Raw genomic sequence first — 16,614 nt, 5'->3', positions numbered from 1 at the left:
CAGGTCGTTCCCGACGGCCTAGCGAACCGTGTAGTTGAGCTGGAACATCACGCCGGCGTTGCCAAGGACGTTGATTTGGGCGCCCCAGTTGCTGTTGAAGTCGTAGCCCACGGCCGGAATGGCCGTGATGCCCCAGCCATGCCGGTTGTTGAACGGGATCTTCTTGTTGTACGGAAACTTGTAGCCGTGAATGATGCCGCCCGTGACCTTGAAGAAAAGGCCTGGCACGCTGTCAAACGGCCTGAAGCGCCAGCCGTAATAGGCGTACTGGCTGGGCTGACCGAATGAATTCCTGAAATAGGCAAAGCCTGCGATATGGCGTTCGTCCAGCTCCTTCTCGGCCTGGATCAGCCAGACATAGGCGTGCTTTTGTTCGTCGGGCTCGAAATCGTTTTCCTTCTTGGCATCGGAGAAATGCCAGTCCAGAGGGGCGTAGCCGAACATCCAGCCCGAGAGCGCCGAGGGCTTGTCGGCGCTCTTGTCCGCCGCGGCAGCGGGATCACTGGTTTGTGCGCCGGCACTGGCGGCAGCCAGCCAGCAGGCCAGTCCCAGGGTGGCAGAGGCAGGGGCGAGTCGCAGAGATTTCATGATGACGCTGGCATGCGATGAAGTCCCCAGCGTAGCGATGCCAGGCCCTGGACCATGTCAGTCAGAGTCCCAAAACTTGTAAAAGCCATGACCGCCGGTGTGCTCGTGCCCCTCAAAGGCAGCCAGCCGCGGGGCAGCCATGCCTGGGACACACAAAGAGGCCGCTGCCGCGTTGCTTACAGCGCGCCGCCCGAGCCGCGCGCGCCCGAGGAGGGCACCTCTACGCCGAGAATCGCCGCAGCCACGGCCTCGCCGACCTTGATGCCATCCACACCGGCCGACAGAATGCCGCCTGCGTAACTCGCACCTTCACCGGCCGGGTATAGACCGCGCGTGTTGTCGCTCTGGAAGTCGGCGCCGCGGCCGATCTTGACCGGGGACGAGGTGCGGGTTTCCACACCGGTCAGCACCGCATCCTTCATGTCGTAGCCGCGAATCTTCTTGCCAAAGGCGGGCAAGGCCTCGCGCATGGCCTCGATCGCATAGGCGGGCAGGGCCTGGTGCAGATCGCCGAGGCTGATGCCGGGCTTGTACGAGGGTTGCACCTCGCCAAACTCGGTGGAGGGCTTGCCAGACACAAAGTCGCCCACGAGCTGGCCGGGCGCACTGTAGTTCTGGCCGCCGAGCACATAGGCCCTGGACTCCAGCTGGCGCTGTAGCACAATGCCGGAAAGCGGGTGATGCTCGCCTTTTTGCTGCTTTTCAACACCAAAGGTCTTGCCGTCAAAGGCCCAGGCAAAGCTCTCGGCGTCTTGCGGGTAGTCCTCGGGGCTGATGGCGCAGACCATGCCGGCATTGGCATTGCGCTCGGCGCGCGAATACTGGCTCATGCCGTTGGTGACGACGCGCCCGGGTTCGCTGGTCGCTGCCACCACGGTGCCGCCCGGGCACATGCAGAAGCTGTAGACGGCGCGGCCATTTTTGGCATGGTGCACCAGCTTGTAGTCGGCAGCGCCCAGCAGCGGGTGGCCGGCATCCTTGCCCCAGCGGGCGCGGTCGATCACGCTTTGCGGATGCTCGATGCGAAAGCCCACGGAGAAGGGTTTGGCCTCCATGGCCACGCCGCGCTCGTAGAACATGGCAAAAGTGTCGCGCGAGCTGTGGCCCAGAGCCATCACAGCATGATGGGTGGGCAGCGCATAGCTTTGGCCTGTGGCCTGGTCGAGCACCTGCAGGCCGACCAGTTGGCGCTGGCCGTCGACTTCTTCGATCTGTACATCGGTCACGCGCTGCTCGAAGCGGATTTCGCCGCCCAGGCGCACGATTTCCTCGCGAATGCCTTCGACCAGCTTGACCAGCTTGAAAGTTCCGATATGGGGGTGAGCCGCATAGAGAATTTCGGGCGGCGCGCCATAGGTCACGAACTCGGTCAGCACCTTGCGGCCCAGATGGCGCGGGTCCTTGATCTGGCTGTAGAGCTTGCCGTCGGAGAAGGTGCCGGCGCCGCCTTCGCCGTACTGCACATTGGACTCGGGCGTCAGCTCGCGCTTGCGCCACAACCGCCATGTGTCCTTGGTGCGCTCGCGCACGGTCTTGCCGCGCTCCAGCACGATGGGCTTGAAGCCCATCTGGGCCAGAACCAGCCCGGCAAACATGCCGCAGGGGCCAAAGCCCACGACCACGGGGCGCTCATCCAGATCCGCCGGGGCCTGGCCCACGGGTTTCCAGCTCATGTCTGGCGTCGGGTTGACATGGGGATGGTCGGCAAACTGCGTCAGCAGCGCGGCCTCCTGGCCCTCGTCGGCCAGCGTGATGTCGACAATGTAGACGGCCAGCAGTTCCGCCTTGCGCGCATCGAAGCTGCGTTTGTGCACATGCAGCTTGGCAATGGCGGCGGCCGCAATTCCCAGGCGCTCGGCAGCAAGCTGCGTGAGCTTGTCCGTGGGCTGGTATTCGGTGTGGTTCTCGGGGTGGTATTCAACCGCCGAGAGAGGGAGTTTGAGTTCTGCGATCCGGATCATGGCTTGTACCTATCAAGCAAGGGTCTGGATGGTACGGCAAAGACCTGATGACTGCGCGACAAGGCCATGGTGACCTCGGCTTTTGTTGTGCTTATCGCTTCTAAGAAGATAGCGGTTTGCGCTTGATACAGCTCATGTTCTCATCTCTTTGAACACGAAGTTGCTATGTAACAAGCGCAGTCAGCTATGCATTTGATAGTGATGTGCTGGTGGCCTTTTGTTATTTGTAGAGCAGTTGCGGCAGCCACAGACCGATCTGCGGCCAGATGTAGAGCAGCACGATGGCCAGGATTTGTATGCCCATGAAGGGCATCATGCCCACGAATATCTGGTTGAGCGTCACCGAAGGCGGTGCCACCCCCTTGAGGTAGAAGGCAGACATGGCCACGGGTGGAGAGAGGAAGGCCGTCTGCAGATTCAGCGCCACCAGCAGGCCGAAGAACAGCGGGTCAACGCCAAAGTGGTTGAGCAGAGGGATGAAGATGGGCATGAAGATGACGATGATCTCCGTCCATTCCAGCGGCCAGCCCAGCAGAAAGATCACGACCTGGGAGAGGATCATGAACTCTATCTTGCTGAGGTTCATGGACAGCACCCAGCGCTCTATCAGCTCCTGCCCGCCCAGCAATGCAAAGGCGGCGGAGAAAATGGCCGAGCCCACAAACAGCCAGCAGACCATGGCCGAGGTCTTGGCGGTCAGGTACACGGACTCCTTGACGACATCGATACTCAGGCGCTTGTAGGCAGCGGCAAGCACAAAGCCGCCCAAGGCACCCATGGCAGCCGCTTCGGTCGGCGTGGCCAGGCCAAAGACAATGGAGCCGAGTACGGTCAGGATCAGCACCACCAGCGGAAAGAACGAGCCCAGCAGCATCTTGAAGATTTCCAGCCGCGCAAAACTCAGAAACAGATAAAACAGTGCGGTGCAGGTCCCCAGCACTGCAAAGCCAATCCACCACCAGGTGGGGGCTGGCTGGGTTTCAGCCTGGCTGGCAGCAGGCACGCCCGGTGCGTTGCTGCCTGTTTCAGGCTCTGCCGGCGCCGTTGCTGCCACCGGGGCGGAGGACTCTGAGCCGGGCGGCTCCTGTAGCCCTCCTTCTGTGGGTGGTTCCTGCAAGCCACCTTCTATGGGCGGCTCGGCAAGGCCAGTGCCGGAGCTGGAGCTGGAGGAGCTGCCGCTTTCCATGCCTATGGGCTGGATCTCGAACTGTTCCTGCACCGCAGGCGTCGTCACTGCCTGCCAGCTGCTGGCAGCCAGCAGCAGGAACAGCATTCCGGGCAGAACCACCACGGCCAGCTGGCGCAGCAGATAGCCCGTGGGAACCTGTGCATTGCGCTGGCCTTTGAGTGCGGCCAGCAGGCGCATGGGGGCGTATTGCTGAGCGGTGGCGGGCAGCTCGCGAGTCAGGGGCGGTAGAGCTACCTGGCGCTCGGCGGCTGACAGCGGTGGTGCCCAGGCCGGCTTGATCTTGGCCATGATAACCACATAGCCCACGTACAGGCCGGCAAGCATCAGGCCAGGGAAGAAAGCGCCGGCATACAGCTGGACGACGGAAACGCCTGCTGTCGCGCCATAGAGAATCAGCAGCACCGAAGGCGGTATCAAGATGCCCAGGCAGCCACCCGCCGTGATGGCCCCTGCCGCCATGGACGTGCTGTAGCCGGCACGCAGCATGGTGGGCAGTGCCAGCAGGCCCATGAGCGTGACCACGGCGCCCACAATGCCGGTGGCGGTGGCAAACACGGTGCAGGTCACCAGCGTGGCCACAGCAAGCGAGCCCGGCACGCGGGCCATGGCCAGGTGCATGCTTTTGAACAGCTTTTCGATCAGGTTGGCGCGCTCGACCAGATAGCCCATGAAGACGAAAAGGGGGATGGCGATGAGCACGTCATTGGTCATGCTCTTGTAGGCTGACTGCACCATCAAATCCAGTGTGCGTGTGGTATCGCGCTCATAGGCCAGCCAGGTGAAGATCATGCCCATGCCCATCAGCGTGAAGGCAGTGGGAAAGCCCAGCATGATGGCGACCACCACCAGCGACAGCATCAGCAGGCCCAGATGGCCGTTGGTGATGTTTTCTACGCCCAGCAGCAGCACGATGGCCGAGAGCACGACCAGGGCCATGATGGAAAAGCCGAACCAGAGTTCCTTTCGCATCTTCATGCTTTGCCCTCCTGCACCATTTCCTTGAGCTTTTCCACATCCACTTCTTCCACGTCTGCGCCGCGACGGGGCCATTGGCCGTCGCGCAGGCACAGCATGCAGCGGGCGATTTCAGCCAGGCCCTGAAGCAGCAGCACGCCACCAGCCAGCGGAATCATGAATTTGAATGGATACAGCGGCAACGGATGGGCAGAGAAGGTCTGCTCGCGAATATCCAGCGATTCGTGGGCATAGGTCCAGCCGGCCCAGGTCAGCGCCAGTACGCCAGGCAGGAAGAACAGGATGTACAGGCACAGATCCACGGCAGCCTGCGCACGCGGGCTGAAGAAGCCGTAGAGCACATCGCCGCGCACATGGCCGTTCTTGGACAGGGTGTAGGCGCCGGCCAGCATGAACATGGTGCCGTAGAGCATGATCTGTGCATCCAGCACCCAGGCGTGAGGTTTGTTCAGTGCATAGCGGGAGAACACCTCCCAGCTGATCAGCATTGTCAGCAGCACCACGGCCCAGGCCGCCACCTTGCCGATAAAGGTCGAGAACGCATCGACAGCAAGCAGAATTTTTTGCATGGCAGTCTCCGCTGCGTGATGCAGCGAGGTGCGAAGAAGATGAGATGCCCGCCTGCCGGGGCGGGACTGCGGGAGGCAGACAGGCGCAGCCCCTGCTGGGCTGCGCTGCGTCGGAATCAACTGCGCTTTTGCGCGAAGTAGTGGTTCCAGGCCATCTTGAAGTCGAGGTCGGTATCGTTTTGCCAGCGTCCGCTGCGCTGGGCAAACGTGCGCATGGAGTCCATCACCCGCTTGAACATGGGGTTCTCGGAGGCCTTCTTGGATGTCACCTTGTCCCAGGCGGCCAGTTGGGCGCGCAGGATGGTGTCGGGTGTCTTGTAGAACTTCACGCCCTGCTTGGACTGCATCTCTGCATAGTCCTTGGCATAGCGGTCGGTGGCCTTCCAGCTCATGTCGGCGCTGGCGGCCTGGGTGGCGTACTCGATGATGGACTTGATCTCGGCCGGCAGGGCATTGAACTTGGTCTTGTTGAACAACACCTCGAACTGCTCGCTCGACTGGTGAAAGCTTTGCAGCATGCAGTTCTTGGTCACATCCGGAAAGCCCAGCACGCGGTCGCTGGATGCATTGTTGAACTCGGCGGCATCCAGCAGGCCGCGATCCAGGGCTGGAACGATCTCACCGGCAGGCAGCGGGTTCACTGCCAGACCCATTTCCGTAAACACATCCACGGCAAGGCCGACGGTGCGGAATTTCAGTCCCTTCAGGTCCTCCACCTTGGCCACGGGTTTCTTGAACCAGCCCAGCGGCTGGGTCGGCATGGGGCCATAGAGTTTGGAGACCACGTCCATTTTCAGGCCGCCGTAGATCTCGTCCAGCAGCTCCTTGCCTCCGCCATAGTTGTGCCAGGCCAGCACCATATTGGCATCCATGCCAAAGGCCGGTCCGGACCCCCACAGCGCTACGGCCTGGCTTTTGCCATACCAGTACGCAATCACGCCGTGCCCGCCATCCAGCGTGCCTTTGGATACGGCATCCAGCAACTGGAATGCAGGCACCACGGAGCCGGCAGGCAGCACCTCGATCTTGAGGCGGTTGCCGGTCATGTCGTTGACTTTCTTCGCGAAGTCCTGGGCAAACTCGTGAAAAATATCCTTGGCTGGCCAGGTACTCTGAAAGCGCCAGGACGTGGTCTGGGCCGTGCTTATCATGGGCACGGACATGGCGGAAGCAGCCACCGCGGCACCTTTGAGTAGGTTGCGGCGGCCGGTTTTCTGGGTCTCCTGTGTCATCTACTTCATCTCCTCTGGGTGGTTATCCTGGCCTTCCGCCAGTGCATGCATCTTTGAAGCGAGTGACAGGCCGGCGCAGAGGGTTAACACCAGACTTGATGGACGGGTTGCTGCTTGAGGTCTTGATTTTTCTTTATTGAAATCAATCTATTACGCCCGAAATCAAAGTGGTGTTTGCTATGGATTGGTGAGTGCTTTGCAGTGCTGGAGATCTGTCGGTTAAGGGTAATTTGGGGGGCGCTGCGTGGATGTATCGTTGCGGTAAAGCTCGCAAAGCAAGCGCCTGAATGACTTGCCGTGCACTAGCATGCGGTCAGTCTGACTTGACGCCCAAGCTCCATGTCCCATTCATCCTCCGACTCGTTCCTGCCGCTTACCCGCAGGCATTGGCTGCAGCATTCCGGTGCTGTACTGGGGGCGCTGCCCGTCATTCCCTTGCTCGGCTGCGCCGCTCCCGCAGCGGAGTCGGTGAGGAGCGGGAGGCAAGCGGCTGCTCCATGGCTGAGCGGTGGTACGGCGGCCATCACAGCTGCCGTGCGCAGCATCAACCCGTTTGCCGGTGCCGGGCTGGCGGGCGGTTGCCGCCTGACCTGCGAGGCCACCATCGGCCCCTGCCACACGCTGTCGCCGCAGCGAACGGATATCAGCGATGGCTGGGATGGCCTGCCGCTGCATATGCAGATCCGCGTGGTCAACGAGCGCTGCGAGCCGGTGGCGGGAACGATTGTCGAGATCTGGCATACCAATCACACGGGCGGTTACTCGGGCCAGATTCACCGCATGTGCAACAACGATGCCGCCGATGTGAACAAGCAGTTCTTTCGCGGCTATCAGCGCACCGACGGCAATGGCGTGGCGCGCTTTGATAGCTGCTACCCGGGCTGGTACCGAGGCCGCGCCGTGCATGTGCACTTTCGCATTCTGCAAGGCAGCTACGACCCGGCAGACAGTGCTGCATCGTGGCTGACCAGCCAGTTGTTGTTCAGCGATGCGCTCAACGGCGAAATCTTTGCGCAGGCGCCGCCCTACAGGGACAAGGGCCAGCCCGATACCCGCCTGGATGTGGATAACGTGGTCGGGCAGGAGCCGGACAAGACGGCTTATGTCTTCGATGTGCAGAACCTGGGCGGGGTGATGCTGGCATCGAAGACCGTGGTGGTGCGCAGCGATACCGCAGACAAGCTCTGCCAGGTCAAGGGCTCCATGCCGCCGGGCGGACCAGGCGGGCCGGGAGGTCCGGGGCGGCGGCCGCCGCGCCCGGGCATGATGCCGCCACCTCCGCCCGGCACCTGAAACAGGCTTCAGATCACCAGTCTGGAGTAGCCGATTCCGGCCGCTTTTTCCACGCGGATCTGCGCTGGAATGCGCTCCTTGAGAGCCTCCACATGGCTGATGACGCCAATCATCTTGCCGCTGGCGTTGAGTGCATCGAGCGCGGCGAGGGCCATCTCCAGCGTGTCTCCGTCCAGCGTGCCGAAGCCTTCGTCGAGGAATAGCGAGTCAATCGAGGTCTTGCTGCTGACCAGATCGGACAGTGCCAGTGCCAGTGCCAGGCTGACGAGAAAAGCCTCGCCGCCCGAGAGAGTGCGCGTGTCGCGTGCCACATCACCCTGCCAGCCGTCCACGATGTCCAACTCCAGCTCGCCAGTGGGCTTGCGCCGCAGCAGATAGCGACCATGCAGACGCTCGAGGTGCCGGTTGGCCAGATGCAGCAAATGGTCTAGCGTCAGCCCCTGTGCAAATTTGCGGAACTTGTCGCCCTTGGCGGAGCCGATCAGGCCGTCCAGCCGCTGCCACAGGTCGCAGTCTTTTTCCTGCTCGGCAATCTGGGCCAGCAAGGCCTGCTGGCCCGCGCGGCGCTCATCGTCATCTTTGAGGCGGGCGCGGTGGGCGCCCAGTTGCTCGGCTTGCTGGGCGCGTTCGGTCTCCAGCTGGGTGATCTGCTCGGTAATGGTTTCGGGTGCTTCATCGCTGAGCGCCTGTGCTTGCAGTGCGGTCAGGCGCTGGTGGGCGTCTGCATGCAAAGTCGCTGCGCGTTGCGCCGTATTCTGAAGCTGGTTGCTCAGTGCCTGCAGGCCTTGCTGTTCGGCATCGGACAGCAGGGCTGCGGTGTATTGCGCCTCGTCGGAGAACGGGCTGGCCTGCAGTGCCTGCTGCCATTCGACCAGGGTCTGCTGCGTCGATTGCTGCAGCTGATCGAGCGTGGCTTGTGCCTGGCTTGCCTGACCTTGCAGCCTGGCCAGTTGCTGCGCTGTTTGTTCGAGCAGAACTCTGCAGTCCTGCAGCGTGACGGCGGCTGGCACTGTATAGGCGGTGGCGTCGGCGGACATGTCAGGCAGGGCCTGGCTGCGTTGCAGCCAGTGCTCTGCATCCTCTGCGGCTTGTTCGACCTGGCGTTGCAGAAGGTCGATCTGCTGGGTCAGCTCTTGCATTGCCTGTTGCTGGCGCTGCCATTGCTGCCATTCCTGCTGACGCGCATCCAGCCAGTCTGCGGTGTCTGCGCTGTCGGGCAATGCGTAGCCTGCCGTCTGCAGAGCAAGCTGCAAGCGAGTTTGCAGGCCGCCGGCCTGCTGCATCAAGGCTTGCAGTGCCTGAGCGGTCTGCTCCTGCTGCGTCAGATTGCTCTGCAGAGCCTGCCGGGTGCTGGCCTGTGCATGCTCGATCTGCTGCTGGTGTTGCACAGCCGCCTGGCAGGCGTCCTTGGACTGTTGCAGCTGGCGTTCGGCAGTTTCGGCATCGGCCAGGTTCTGCTGCAGCTGCACAATCTGCTGCCCGGCTTCAGCGCAAGCGGTGCGCAGTGCTTCGGGCTGCTGCCATGCCGCCTCATCCAGCGGCACTGCGCTCTGCGCGCGCAAGTCAGTCCAGCGTGACAGCCATTTTTCAATCTGCTGGGCAATGGCCTGGTGCTGCTCCTGCTGCTGCTGCCGCTGGCCCTGGGCAGTGGCCAGCGCGGTGTTCAGCTGCTCGCCCTGGCGCTGCAGCGACTCGAGTTCGCTCTGTGCCTGCTGCAGCGCAGCGGCTGTGGCTGATACATCCAGCGCCGCGTATTCGGTGATGGCTGGGTGGTCCTGAGACCCGCACAGCGGGCAGGCATCTCCGGGCTGCAGCGCAGCGCGGTGCTCTTGCAGGCTTTGGATGAGGCGCTCCTGGTCAAGCAGGGCTTGCTTGTCGGCCACCTTTTCCTTGAGAGCCTTGTACTGCACACGCAAGTCATCGCGTTGCGCCAGCTGCTCCTGAATGCGGGAATCAACGGAGCTCAGCGCCTGCGAATTGCGCTGCTGCTGCACGTCCAGGGGCTGGCGCAGTTCGGCATGTTCCTGCAACTGCTGCCAGTGATGCAGCTGGCGCTCTGCGTTTTGCCAGTGGCTGCGCAGCTGAGGCAGGCTGCCGTGCGTGGTCAGCTGCTGCTGCAGGGCTTGCTCTGCGGCCTGCTGCTGTTGCAGCGTCTGGGAGACTTGCCGTGTCGACTGCGTGGATTGCTGCGTCTGTGCGTCTGCTTGCTGCTGCAGTTGCCGGGCGAGCTTCTGCAGCTGCGTCATCTGGCCTTCTGCCTGGACGGTTTGCCGTTGTAGTTGCTGGCCTTGCTGCAGCTGCTCGCGCCAGCCGCTGAGGTTTTCACCCAGTAGGGCGCGGCTGGCATGGGCTTGCTGCCATGCCGTCAAGTCGGCCTGCCGGGCCTGTGCAGACTGCAGTTGCAGCCTTGACTGCTGCAGCTGATCGTCAGCCAGTTGCCGGGCCTGTTGGTGTTGATGCCATTGCGCGCTTTGGGCTTGCAGCCGCAGGGTATGCAGTTGCTGCAATTGCGCGGCCTGTTCGCTTTGCTGGTCTTGTGCCAGCTGCCAGCGATGGTGCATGGGCTGGATTGCCTGCGCAGGTCCGTGGGCCTGCAGGCGCAGCAAATCTTGTGCTGCATCACTCAGCGCTTGCTGGGCGTTTGCTTGTGCATTGCGCGCCTGCTCAACCTCCTCCATGGCCTGCATGGTCTGTGCCTGCCAGCGTTGTACGGTTTGCAGTTGCTGGTGGCGTGCCTGCAGATCCGTCAAGCCGGTCTGTAGCAGTGCCGCCTGGGACTGCAGCTGCTCGCGTGTGCCTGCATCCAGCAGTTGCATGCCCTGTGCCTGGGCCTGTTGCTTTTCCAGGGCTTGGCGGGCGTCGCGCGCTCTTTCGAAAACGGACTGCGAGATGCGACCGTAGATATCGGTGCCGGTCAGTTCTTCGAGCAGCTCGGCGCGCTCATTGGCCGTGGCCTGCAAGAAGGCGGCAAAGCCTCCCTGGGCCAGCAGCATGGACTTGGTAAAGCGCGCAAAGTCCAGTCCGGTGATTTCGGCGATGCGCCGGGTTTTGTCCTTGATATGGGTGGTGAGTATGCTGCCGTCCGCCACCAGTGCCAGCTCCACCCTGGGAGCTTGAAGGGCAGCATCCGGCTTGCCGCGCGCGCGGCGCTGGCTCCAGAAGGCGCGGTAGGCCACGCCCTTGACTTCGAACTCCACCTCGGCTTCGCACTCACCGGTGTGGCGCGTCATGATGTCGTTGCTGCCGCTGATGCTGTCTAGGCGCGGCGTCTGGTGATAGAGCGCAAGGCAGATGGCATCGAGCAGCGTGGACTTGCCAGCGCCCGTGGATCCGGTGATGGCAAACAGGCCGTTGTCGGCAAAGGGGGCAGCGGTGAAGTCGATGTTCCACTCGCCCTTGAGCGAGTTCAGGTTCTTCAGCCGCAGTTTGAGAATTCTCATGCCGCTGCTCCTTGCTCGTCGTGGAGGCCGTGCAGCACCTGTTGATAGCGCTCGGTCAGCGCCGATTGCAGTGGGGGCTCCAGGCTCTCCAGGGCCAGTCGGCGTGCAAACACATCGAGCGGGGTGAGTTCATCCAGCGACTCGTGGGCTTCGCCGGACAGCTGTGCCGCAGCCTGGCCGCGCTGGCGCTTGATGCGCAGAATCTCCACGGGCAGCGACTCGGCCATGGCCTGCACGCGCGCCGTGAGGTCGGAGAGATAGTCGTCTTCCTGTACCGTCACCTCCAGCCAGACCGGTCGATCGGCTTGTGCCTGGGCCGAGGTAGATTTCAGCAATGCAGGCATGTGCGTCAGACTGCCGGCGATGGAGGCCATGGGCTGGAACACCGGCACGGGCAGGGCGGTGACGGCCTGCAGCCCATCGGCATTGAGATCCACCAGCTGTACCTGCTTGGTCTGCCTGGCTTCGTCAAAGCCCAGGGCGATGGGCGAGCCACTGTAGCGGATGTGATCGAGCCCGCCGACGAGCTGCGGCTTGTGGATATGGCCAAGGGCGATATAGCAGGCTGGCGGGAAAGCATTGGTCGGAAAAGCCTCCAGTGCGCCTACATAGATTTCACGCACCGATTCATTGCTGCTGGCACCCACCGTGGTCAGATGGCCGGTGGCAATGATGGGCAGCAGTTCACCCTGGCTGGCCTGTATCTCATTCTGCGTTTGAAGGGCTGCGGCATACACGCGCTGGTAGGTGGATGCAATCGCGGCTTGCAGTGCCTGTTGCTTGTCCTGTGCGCTTTGTCCGGCCTGGCTTTGCTGCACATCACGCGGGCGGATGAAGGGCAGTGCGCAGACGATGCAGCCAGGCTCCCGCGCTGTGCCACGTCGAGGCAGCGTGACGACATGCCGGGCCTCATCACCGGTCGAGCTGACCACCTGGGCGCCCAGGTAGGTCAGCAGCTCGCGGCTTTCATCGAGCACGCTGACCGAGTCATGATTGCCCGCCAGGATCAGCAAGGCCGCGCCTGCGTCGTGCAGGCGCACGATGAGCTGGTTGTACAGCTCGCGCGCATAGCTGGGCGGGGCTCCGGTGTCGAAGATGTCGCCGGCGATCAGCACGGCATCCACGGCATGGGCCTGCACCTGGGCGAGCAACCAGTCGATCAGGGCCTGATGCTCGGCCTGACGGCTGCGGCCCATGAAGTGCTGGCCCAGATGCCAGTCGGAGGTATGGAGAAGACGCATGCGGCGATGGTATGCCAGCCGGCCCCCGTCTTACTCGCTGTCCAGCCGTTCTTGCGACAGCTCCTGCTCGAACAAGGCATGGCCTTTGGCCCAGCCGCCACCCCAGATCAGGTCCATGATCCCGGCCAGAGCTTCCAGGCGCTGTTCATCGAGGTCCGAGCGCGCATGCTCGGCCTGGAACAGGCGGTAGAGCGCGGCCTGGCTCATGCCTTCATCCCTGAGGGCATGAGCCAGTTTCTCCAACGCCGCCGCAGTTGGTGCCGGCTGGTCTGGCCGCAGAGCTGCCTGCAGGCGTCTGGCTGGAGTCATTTCAGCGCTTGCCTGTGCGCTTGGCCGTCCAGTAGCTGAATTCTTCCTTGCCGACTTCATAGTCCAGCTCCTGCAGCCTGGCCTGCAGGTTTTCCTGCACATCGGCCACGGCACGGTTGTAGATGCTGGGGCCTATTTCCGCGAGAAAGAAATTCAGCAGGGCACCGGATTGCATATTGCCTATGGGTTCGTCCATGTTTTCGCGGAAATAGCGTTCTATGGAGGCAATGGCCTGCTGCTGCGCGTGTTTGGGGAGTTCTATGCTCATTGATCAAGCTTTCTTGTAAATTTTCTTTCGCTTCAAGCGTCGGATTCTTCTTCAGCTGACTAACTACCTTGTCTCGCAACTGGCGGTGTGACAGTGGCAGTCCGCTTCATGGCTTCGGCCAAGCACGGAGCGTCATGCGGTGATTGCTGCACCACATGCACTTATTATGTGCATGAGCTCATGTTGATGCACGCAGATGGCATGAATACGATGTCTTCTTCATCATTCCCAAGGAAAAGCCATGGCTGTCGCCATTCGAATCTACAGCTCAGGTGCGCCCGAAGTGATGCAGCTCGAAGAGCTGGATCTGCCGTCACCGGGGCCGGGCGAAGTTCTGCTCGAGCAGACCGCCATCGGCGTCAATCCTCTGGATGTCAATCAGCGCAAAGGGCTGGTCCCGATTGCATTGCCTTCGGGACTGGGTCTGGAGGGCGCGGGAACAGTGGCAGCCGTGGGCTCGGGAGTGTCGGGCCTGAAGTCGGGGGACCGTGTCGGCTACGCAACCGGGCCGCTGGGCGCGTATGCCAGTGCGCGCTTGTTCCCCGCTGATCGTCTGATCCGGCTTCCGGACAGTCTCGCGGATGATGCTGCTGCGTCGGTCCTGTTCAAGGGCATCACGGCCCAGTATCTGCTCAAGACCACGGGCCAGGTGAAGCAGGGCAGCCGCGTACTGATCTATGGCGCTGCGGGGGCGCTGGGGCAGCTGATGTGCGCCTGGGCAAGGCACCTGGGAGCCCAGGTACTGGGCGTCGTTTCCAAGCCGGCCAGCGTGGAGCGCGCCAAGGCGGCGGGCTGCGACCAGGTCTTTGTCTTCGAGGCGCAGTCGCTGCCATCCCAGGTGATGCAGGCCACGCAGGGGCACAAGGTGGACGTCGTTTACGACCCCATCGGAAAAGACACCTTCTCCGCTTCGCTGGACTGCCTGCGACCCAGAGGGCTGATGGTGTCGTTTGGTGCCACATCGGGCCTGCCGCCTGCCATTGAGGTCGGCGTGCTCAATGCCAAGGGCTCGCTGTTTCTGACCCGTCCGTCTCTGGCCGCGCATACGGCAACGATAGAGGAATATCAGAGCCGTGCGCAGGACGTGCTTGACGCCATCGCAGCCGGCATACTCACGCCTCGCATATGGAAAAGCTACGCGCTCAAGGACGCAGCCCTGGCGCATGCAGACTTGGAGCAAGGACGCTCGCAAGGCTCGATCATCCTCACCCCCTGAATCGCTACAGACACCATGGAGACATTCGACAGCCAGCACACGGATGAGCTCGCCACGCTGGTCGCACTGGCAGACCAGGGTTCGTTTGCCGCTGCGGGACGATTGCTGGCGCGTCACCCTTCGGTGCTCTCCAAGCGCATGCAGGCTCTCGAGCGAAGACTGGGCGTGCGCCTGGTGGAGCGCACCACGCGCCAGCTGCATTTCACCAACGAAGGCTGGCGACTTGTCGAAAAGCTGCGCCAGGCTGCCCATCTGATTCGGGATGCAGAGCAGGAAGCAGCGCAGGGAGCGCAGGAAATACGGGGGCGCCTGCGCTTGTCCATGCCCGCGACGATGGGGCGGCGGTGGATCAGCCCCATGCTGGCGGATTTTTCCCTGGCCTACCCGGAAGTGGCGCTCGAAGTGGAGTACAGCGAGCGCATCGTGGACATTGTGGGAGAGCGTTTTGACGCCGCCATACGTATCGGCAATCTGGCGGACAGCCGGCTGGTTGCCACGCGGCTATGCGATCAGTACCGCCTTCTGTGTGCATCATCCAGCTATCTTGAGCGCCATGAAGCGCCAGACAGGCCTGCAGATCTCGTCCGTCACAACTGCCTGGGCTACACCGGCCTCCTGGACTTTCCGCAATGGCGACTGGTTCAGTCGGCAGGAAAGAAGGTCGCCAGTGTTGCCGAATCAGTGCGCGTCAGCGGCTCCATCCTCAGCAACGACAACGAAGCCTTGCTTCATGCGGCAATCAAAGGGGTGGGCATCATCGCCGGCAGTGACTGGCACCTCATGCCCTCCATCCATGCTGGAGAGCTGGTCCGCATACTGCCGCAATGGACATTGGGGGAAGCCGGCGGCATCTACTTGCTGCGACCTTCGGGGCAGTACAACACGGGCGCCATGAAGGCGTTCAAGCAATGGGTGACGGAGGCTTTCGCGGCGGCTCCCTGGCGGCCCTCAGACCGCTGAGGAGTCCTGCCTGCCCTGCTGCTTCAGGGCGATGAGTACAGGTCGCCCAAGGCCTGGAACTCGGTTGCCGCGCGAGGATCAGGAGCCGCTCTTGCTTCCCAGCCAGGCAGCGCTATTGAGAAAAAAGCGTACCAGCTCGCTTTGACGGCGGGCGCCGGTCTTGGAGAAGATGGAGCGCAGGTGAGCTCTTGCGGTATTGAGGCGAATGCCCAGCGCTTTGGCTGCTTCCTCCAGCGTCAGGCCGTGGGTCAGCTGGATCACCAGCGCGGTCTCCGCCGACGTGAGCTGAAACAGCTGCTGGGCCAGGTGCGCTGACGGATCGGCCTTGTCATCGGTGTTGCGCATGAACACCGCGACGCAGGGACGGCTCTTGGCCTCTGCGTTGTCACCCGAGGAAATGCTTTGGACCACAAGCCCCCAGTTGAGCTGACCCGAAGGACGGGCAATCGAGATGCCTTCGGTCATGACGGACGCGGATGCCAGGGAGGACAGCAAGGCATCCTTGACCAGTCGCTGGAGCTTTCGGTTGTCGCTGGCATATTCAGCCTCCAGCATGCCACCGGAGATCCTGAGTCCATCCTGAGCATCGAGAATGCCTTTGGCCGCAGGATTGCTTTCCAGCACTTGGCCATTCTGGTCCAGGATGACGACACCCACCATCAAGCGAGCCGTGACGGTGCTGTACAGCGACATGACCTGGCGATCATGGTGCAGTGCCAGATGCATATTCAGTGCACGGCGGATGTGTGGCATGATCATGCGCCCCAGATCCAGATCCCGCTGGCTGAAGGCCGGTTCCGACTCGGGGCGCGTGATCCGCAGGCCGTAGACACTGCCATCGGTGGTCACGATATCGGCAGCCATCACATGGAAGATATTGTGCACACGGCACCAGTCCTTGTAATAGACGCTGCTGCGCCATTCGCTTTCGGACATCAGGTCGGGAATGGTCTTGAATTGTTCCTTGGGCATGCCAAGGAAAGGACTGTGCTCGCTGTAGACGTCGTGCGTAAGCAAGCCCTCAAGCCCTCCGGATGCGGTGATCGTCAAACCGATATTGTCTCCCTCGGTCTGGCGGATGATCAGCACTGCAAAATTGCTGCGCATATGCGTGCGAATCACCTCCAGGCAGGGAACCCAGGCCTCCGGCAAAGAAGCCGCATCGTAGAGGTGATTGATGAATTCGCTGAAGCGCTCCGCACTGATCAGCTCTGCTGTCTCTGGGCTCTGAACTCCGGAGATCGAGCCATCTTTGAGAGCAAAAGTCATTGAGGCTTGTGCGTAATCCATGGGTTTCAGTTTGCCGTAGGTGGGGCTCATTGCGTTGACCTCTTGCTGTCTCGCATTATCTGCGCCTGATTGTTCGGCTTCGA

Annotated in this window: 13 protein-coding genes; 3 read left to right on the top strand and 10 right to left on the bottom strand. The window is 62.1% G+C overall.

Going from position 1 to position 16,614, the window contains the following annotated elements; genetic code table 11:
* Positions 1-18: 18 nt before the first annotated feature.
* From V8Z78_RS19265 to V8Z78_RS19245, 5 genes are all read right to left on the bottom strand, one after another.
* Positions 19-588, bottom strand: coding sequence for a hypothetical protein (locus V8Z78_RS19265; protein ID WP_012839871.1), 570 nt, complete (start codon positions 586-588; stop codon positions 19-21).
* A gap of 176 nt (positions 589-764) precedes the next feature.
* On the bottom strand, positions 765-2,549 hold the full coding sequence (locus V8Z78_RS19260) for an NAD(P)/FAD-dependent oxidoreductase (RefSeq protein WP_179626880.1): 1,785 nt from the start codon (positions 2,547-2,549) through the stop codon (positions 765-767).
* A 220-nt stretch (positions 2,550-2,769) separates the two neighbouring features.
* Positions 2,770-4,713: a TRAP transporter large permease gene (locus V8Z78_RS19255; RefSeq protein WP_179626879.1), complete on the bottom strand. Its 1,944-nt coding sequence runs from the start codon at positions 4,711-4,713 to the stop codon at positions 2,770-2,772.
* Entirely contained in the window at positions 4,710-5,282 is a 573-nt protein-coding gene (locus V8Z78_RS19250; protein ID WP_003068125.1) for a TRAP transporter small permease subunit, read from the bottom strand. Before V8Z78_RS19250 ends, V8Z78_RS19255 begins: the two co-directional genes overlap by 4 nt.
* Before the next feature lie 116 nt (positions 5,283-5,398).
* Positions 5,399-6,514: a TRAP transporter substrate-binding protein gene (locus V8Z78_RS19245; RefSeq protein WP_012839868.1), complete on the bottom strand. Its 1,116-nt coding sequence runs from the start codon at positions 6,512-6,514 to the stop codon at positions 5,399-5,401.
* 339 nt (positions 6,515-6,853) lie between these two features.
* Here V8Z78_RS19245 and V8Z78_RS19240 point away from each other — a divergent pair, with 339 nt between their 5' ends.
* Positions 6,854-7,807 (top strand): dioxygenase family protein, encoded by a 954-nt coding sequence (locus V8Z78_RS19240; protein WP_349731916.1) that lies wholly within the window; start codon positions 6,854-6,856, stop codon positions 7,805-7,807.
* Positions 7,808-7,815: 8 nt separating this feature from the next.
* Here V8Z78_RS19240 and V8Z78_RS19235 read toward each other — a convergent pair whose 3' ends face one another.
* The 4 genes from V8Z78_RS19235 to V8Z78_RS19220 are packed head-to-tail and all read right to left on the bottom strand — an operon-like array spanning position 7,816 to position 13,065.
* Positions 7,816-11,247, bottom strand: a complete 3,432-nt coding sequence (locus V8Z78_RS19235; RefSeq protein WP_349731915.1) for an AAA family ATPase — start codon at positions 11,245-11,247, stop codon at positions 7,816-7,818.
* Positions 11,244-12,488 carry an exonuclease subunit SbcD gene (sbcD, locus tag V8Z78_RS19230; protein WP_349731914.1) on the bottom strand — a complete coding sequence of 415 codons (1,245 nt, stop codon included), beginning with the start codon at positions 12,486-12,488 and terminating at the stop codon, positions 11,244-11,246. The genes V8Z78_RS19235 and sbcD overlap by 4 nt, the downstream gene beginning before the upstream one ends.
* A 30-nt stretch (positions 12,489-12,518) precedes the next feature.
* Positions 12,519-12,797, bottom strand: coding sequence for a hypothetical protein (locus V8Z78_RS19225; protein WP_057093566.1), 279 nt, complete (start codon positions 12,795-12,797; stop codon positions 12,519-12,521).
* A 1-nt stretch (position 12,798) separates the two neighbouring features.
* Complete coding sequence (locus tag V8Z78_RS19220; RefSeq protein ID WP_003068137.1) at positions 12,799-13,065, bottom strand: DUF2164 domain-containing protein; 267 nt, start codon at positions 13,063-13,065, stop codon at positions 12,799-12,801.
* A 241-nt stretch (positions 13,066-13,306) separates the two neighbouring features.
* On the opposite strand from V8Z78_RS19220, the gene V8Z78_RS19215 reads away from it, so the two are divergent.
* Together V8Z78_RS19215 and V8Z78_RS19210 are read left to right on the top strand one after the other, a co-directional pair.
* Positions 13,307-14,281, top strand: a complete 975-nt coding sequence (locus tag V8Z78_RS19215; protein ID WP_280040327.1) for a quinone oxidoreductase family protein — start codon at positions 13,307-13,309, stop codon at positions 14,279-14,281.
* A 15-nt stretch (positions 14,282-14,296) separates the two neighbouring features.
* Complete coding sequence (locus tag V8Z78_RS19210) at positions 14,297-15,241, top strand: LysR family transcriptional regulator (protein ID WP_046460572.1); 945 nt, start codon at positions 14,297-14,299, stop codon at positions 15,239-15,241.
* Positions 15,242-15,319: 78 nt separating this feature from the next.
* On the opposite strand, the gene V8Z78_RS19205 is transcribed toward V8Z78_RS19210, so the two are convergent.
* Entirely contained in the window at positions 15,320-16,561 is a 1,242-nt protein-coding gene (locus V8Z78_RS19205; RefSeq protein WP_046460573.1) for a helix-turn-helix transcriptional regulator, read from the bottom strand.
* Positions 16,562-16,614 lie beyond the last annotated feature (53 nt).

It is taken from the genome of Comamonas sp. wu1-DMT (genome assembly GCF_040187805.1).
GTDB classification, from domain to species: Bacteria; Pseudomonadota; Gammaproteobacteria; order Burkholderiales; family Burkholderiaceae_C; genus Comamonas; species Comamonas thiooxydans.
Note: the sequence above shows the minus strand (reverse complement) of the source record. Positions and strands in the feature narration are given on the sequence as shown.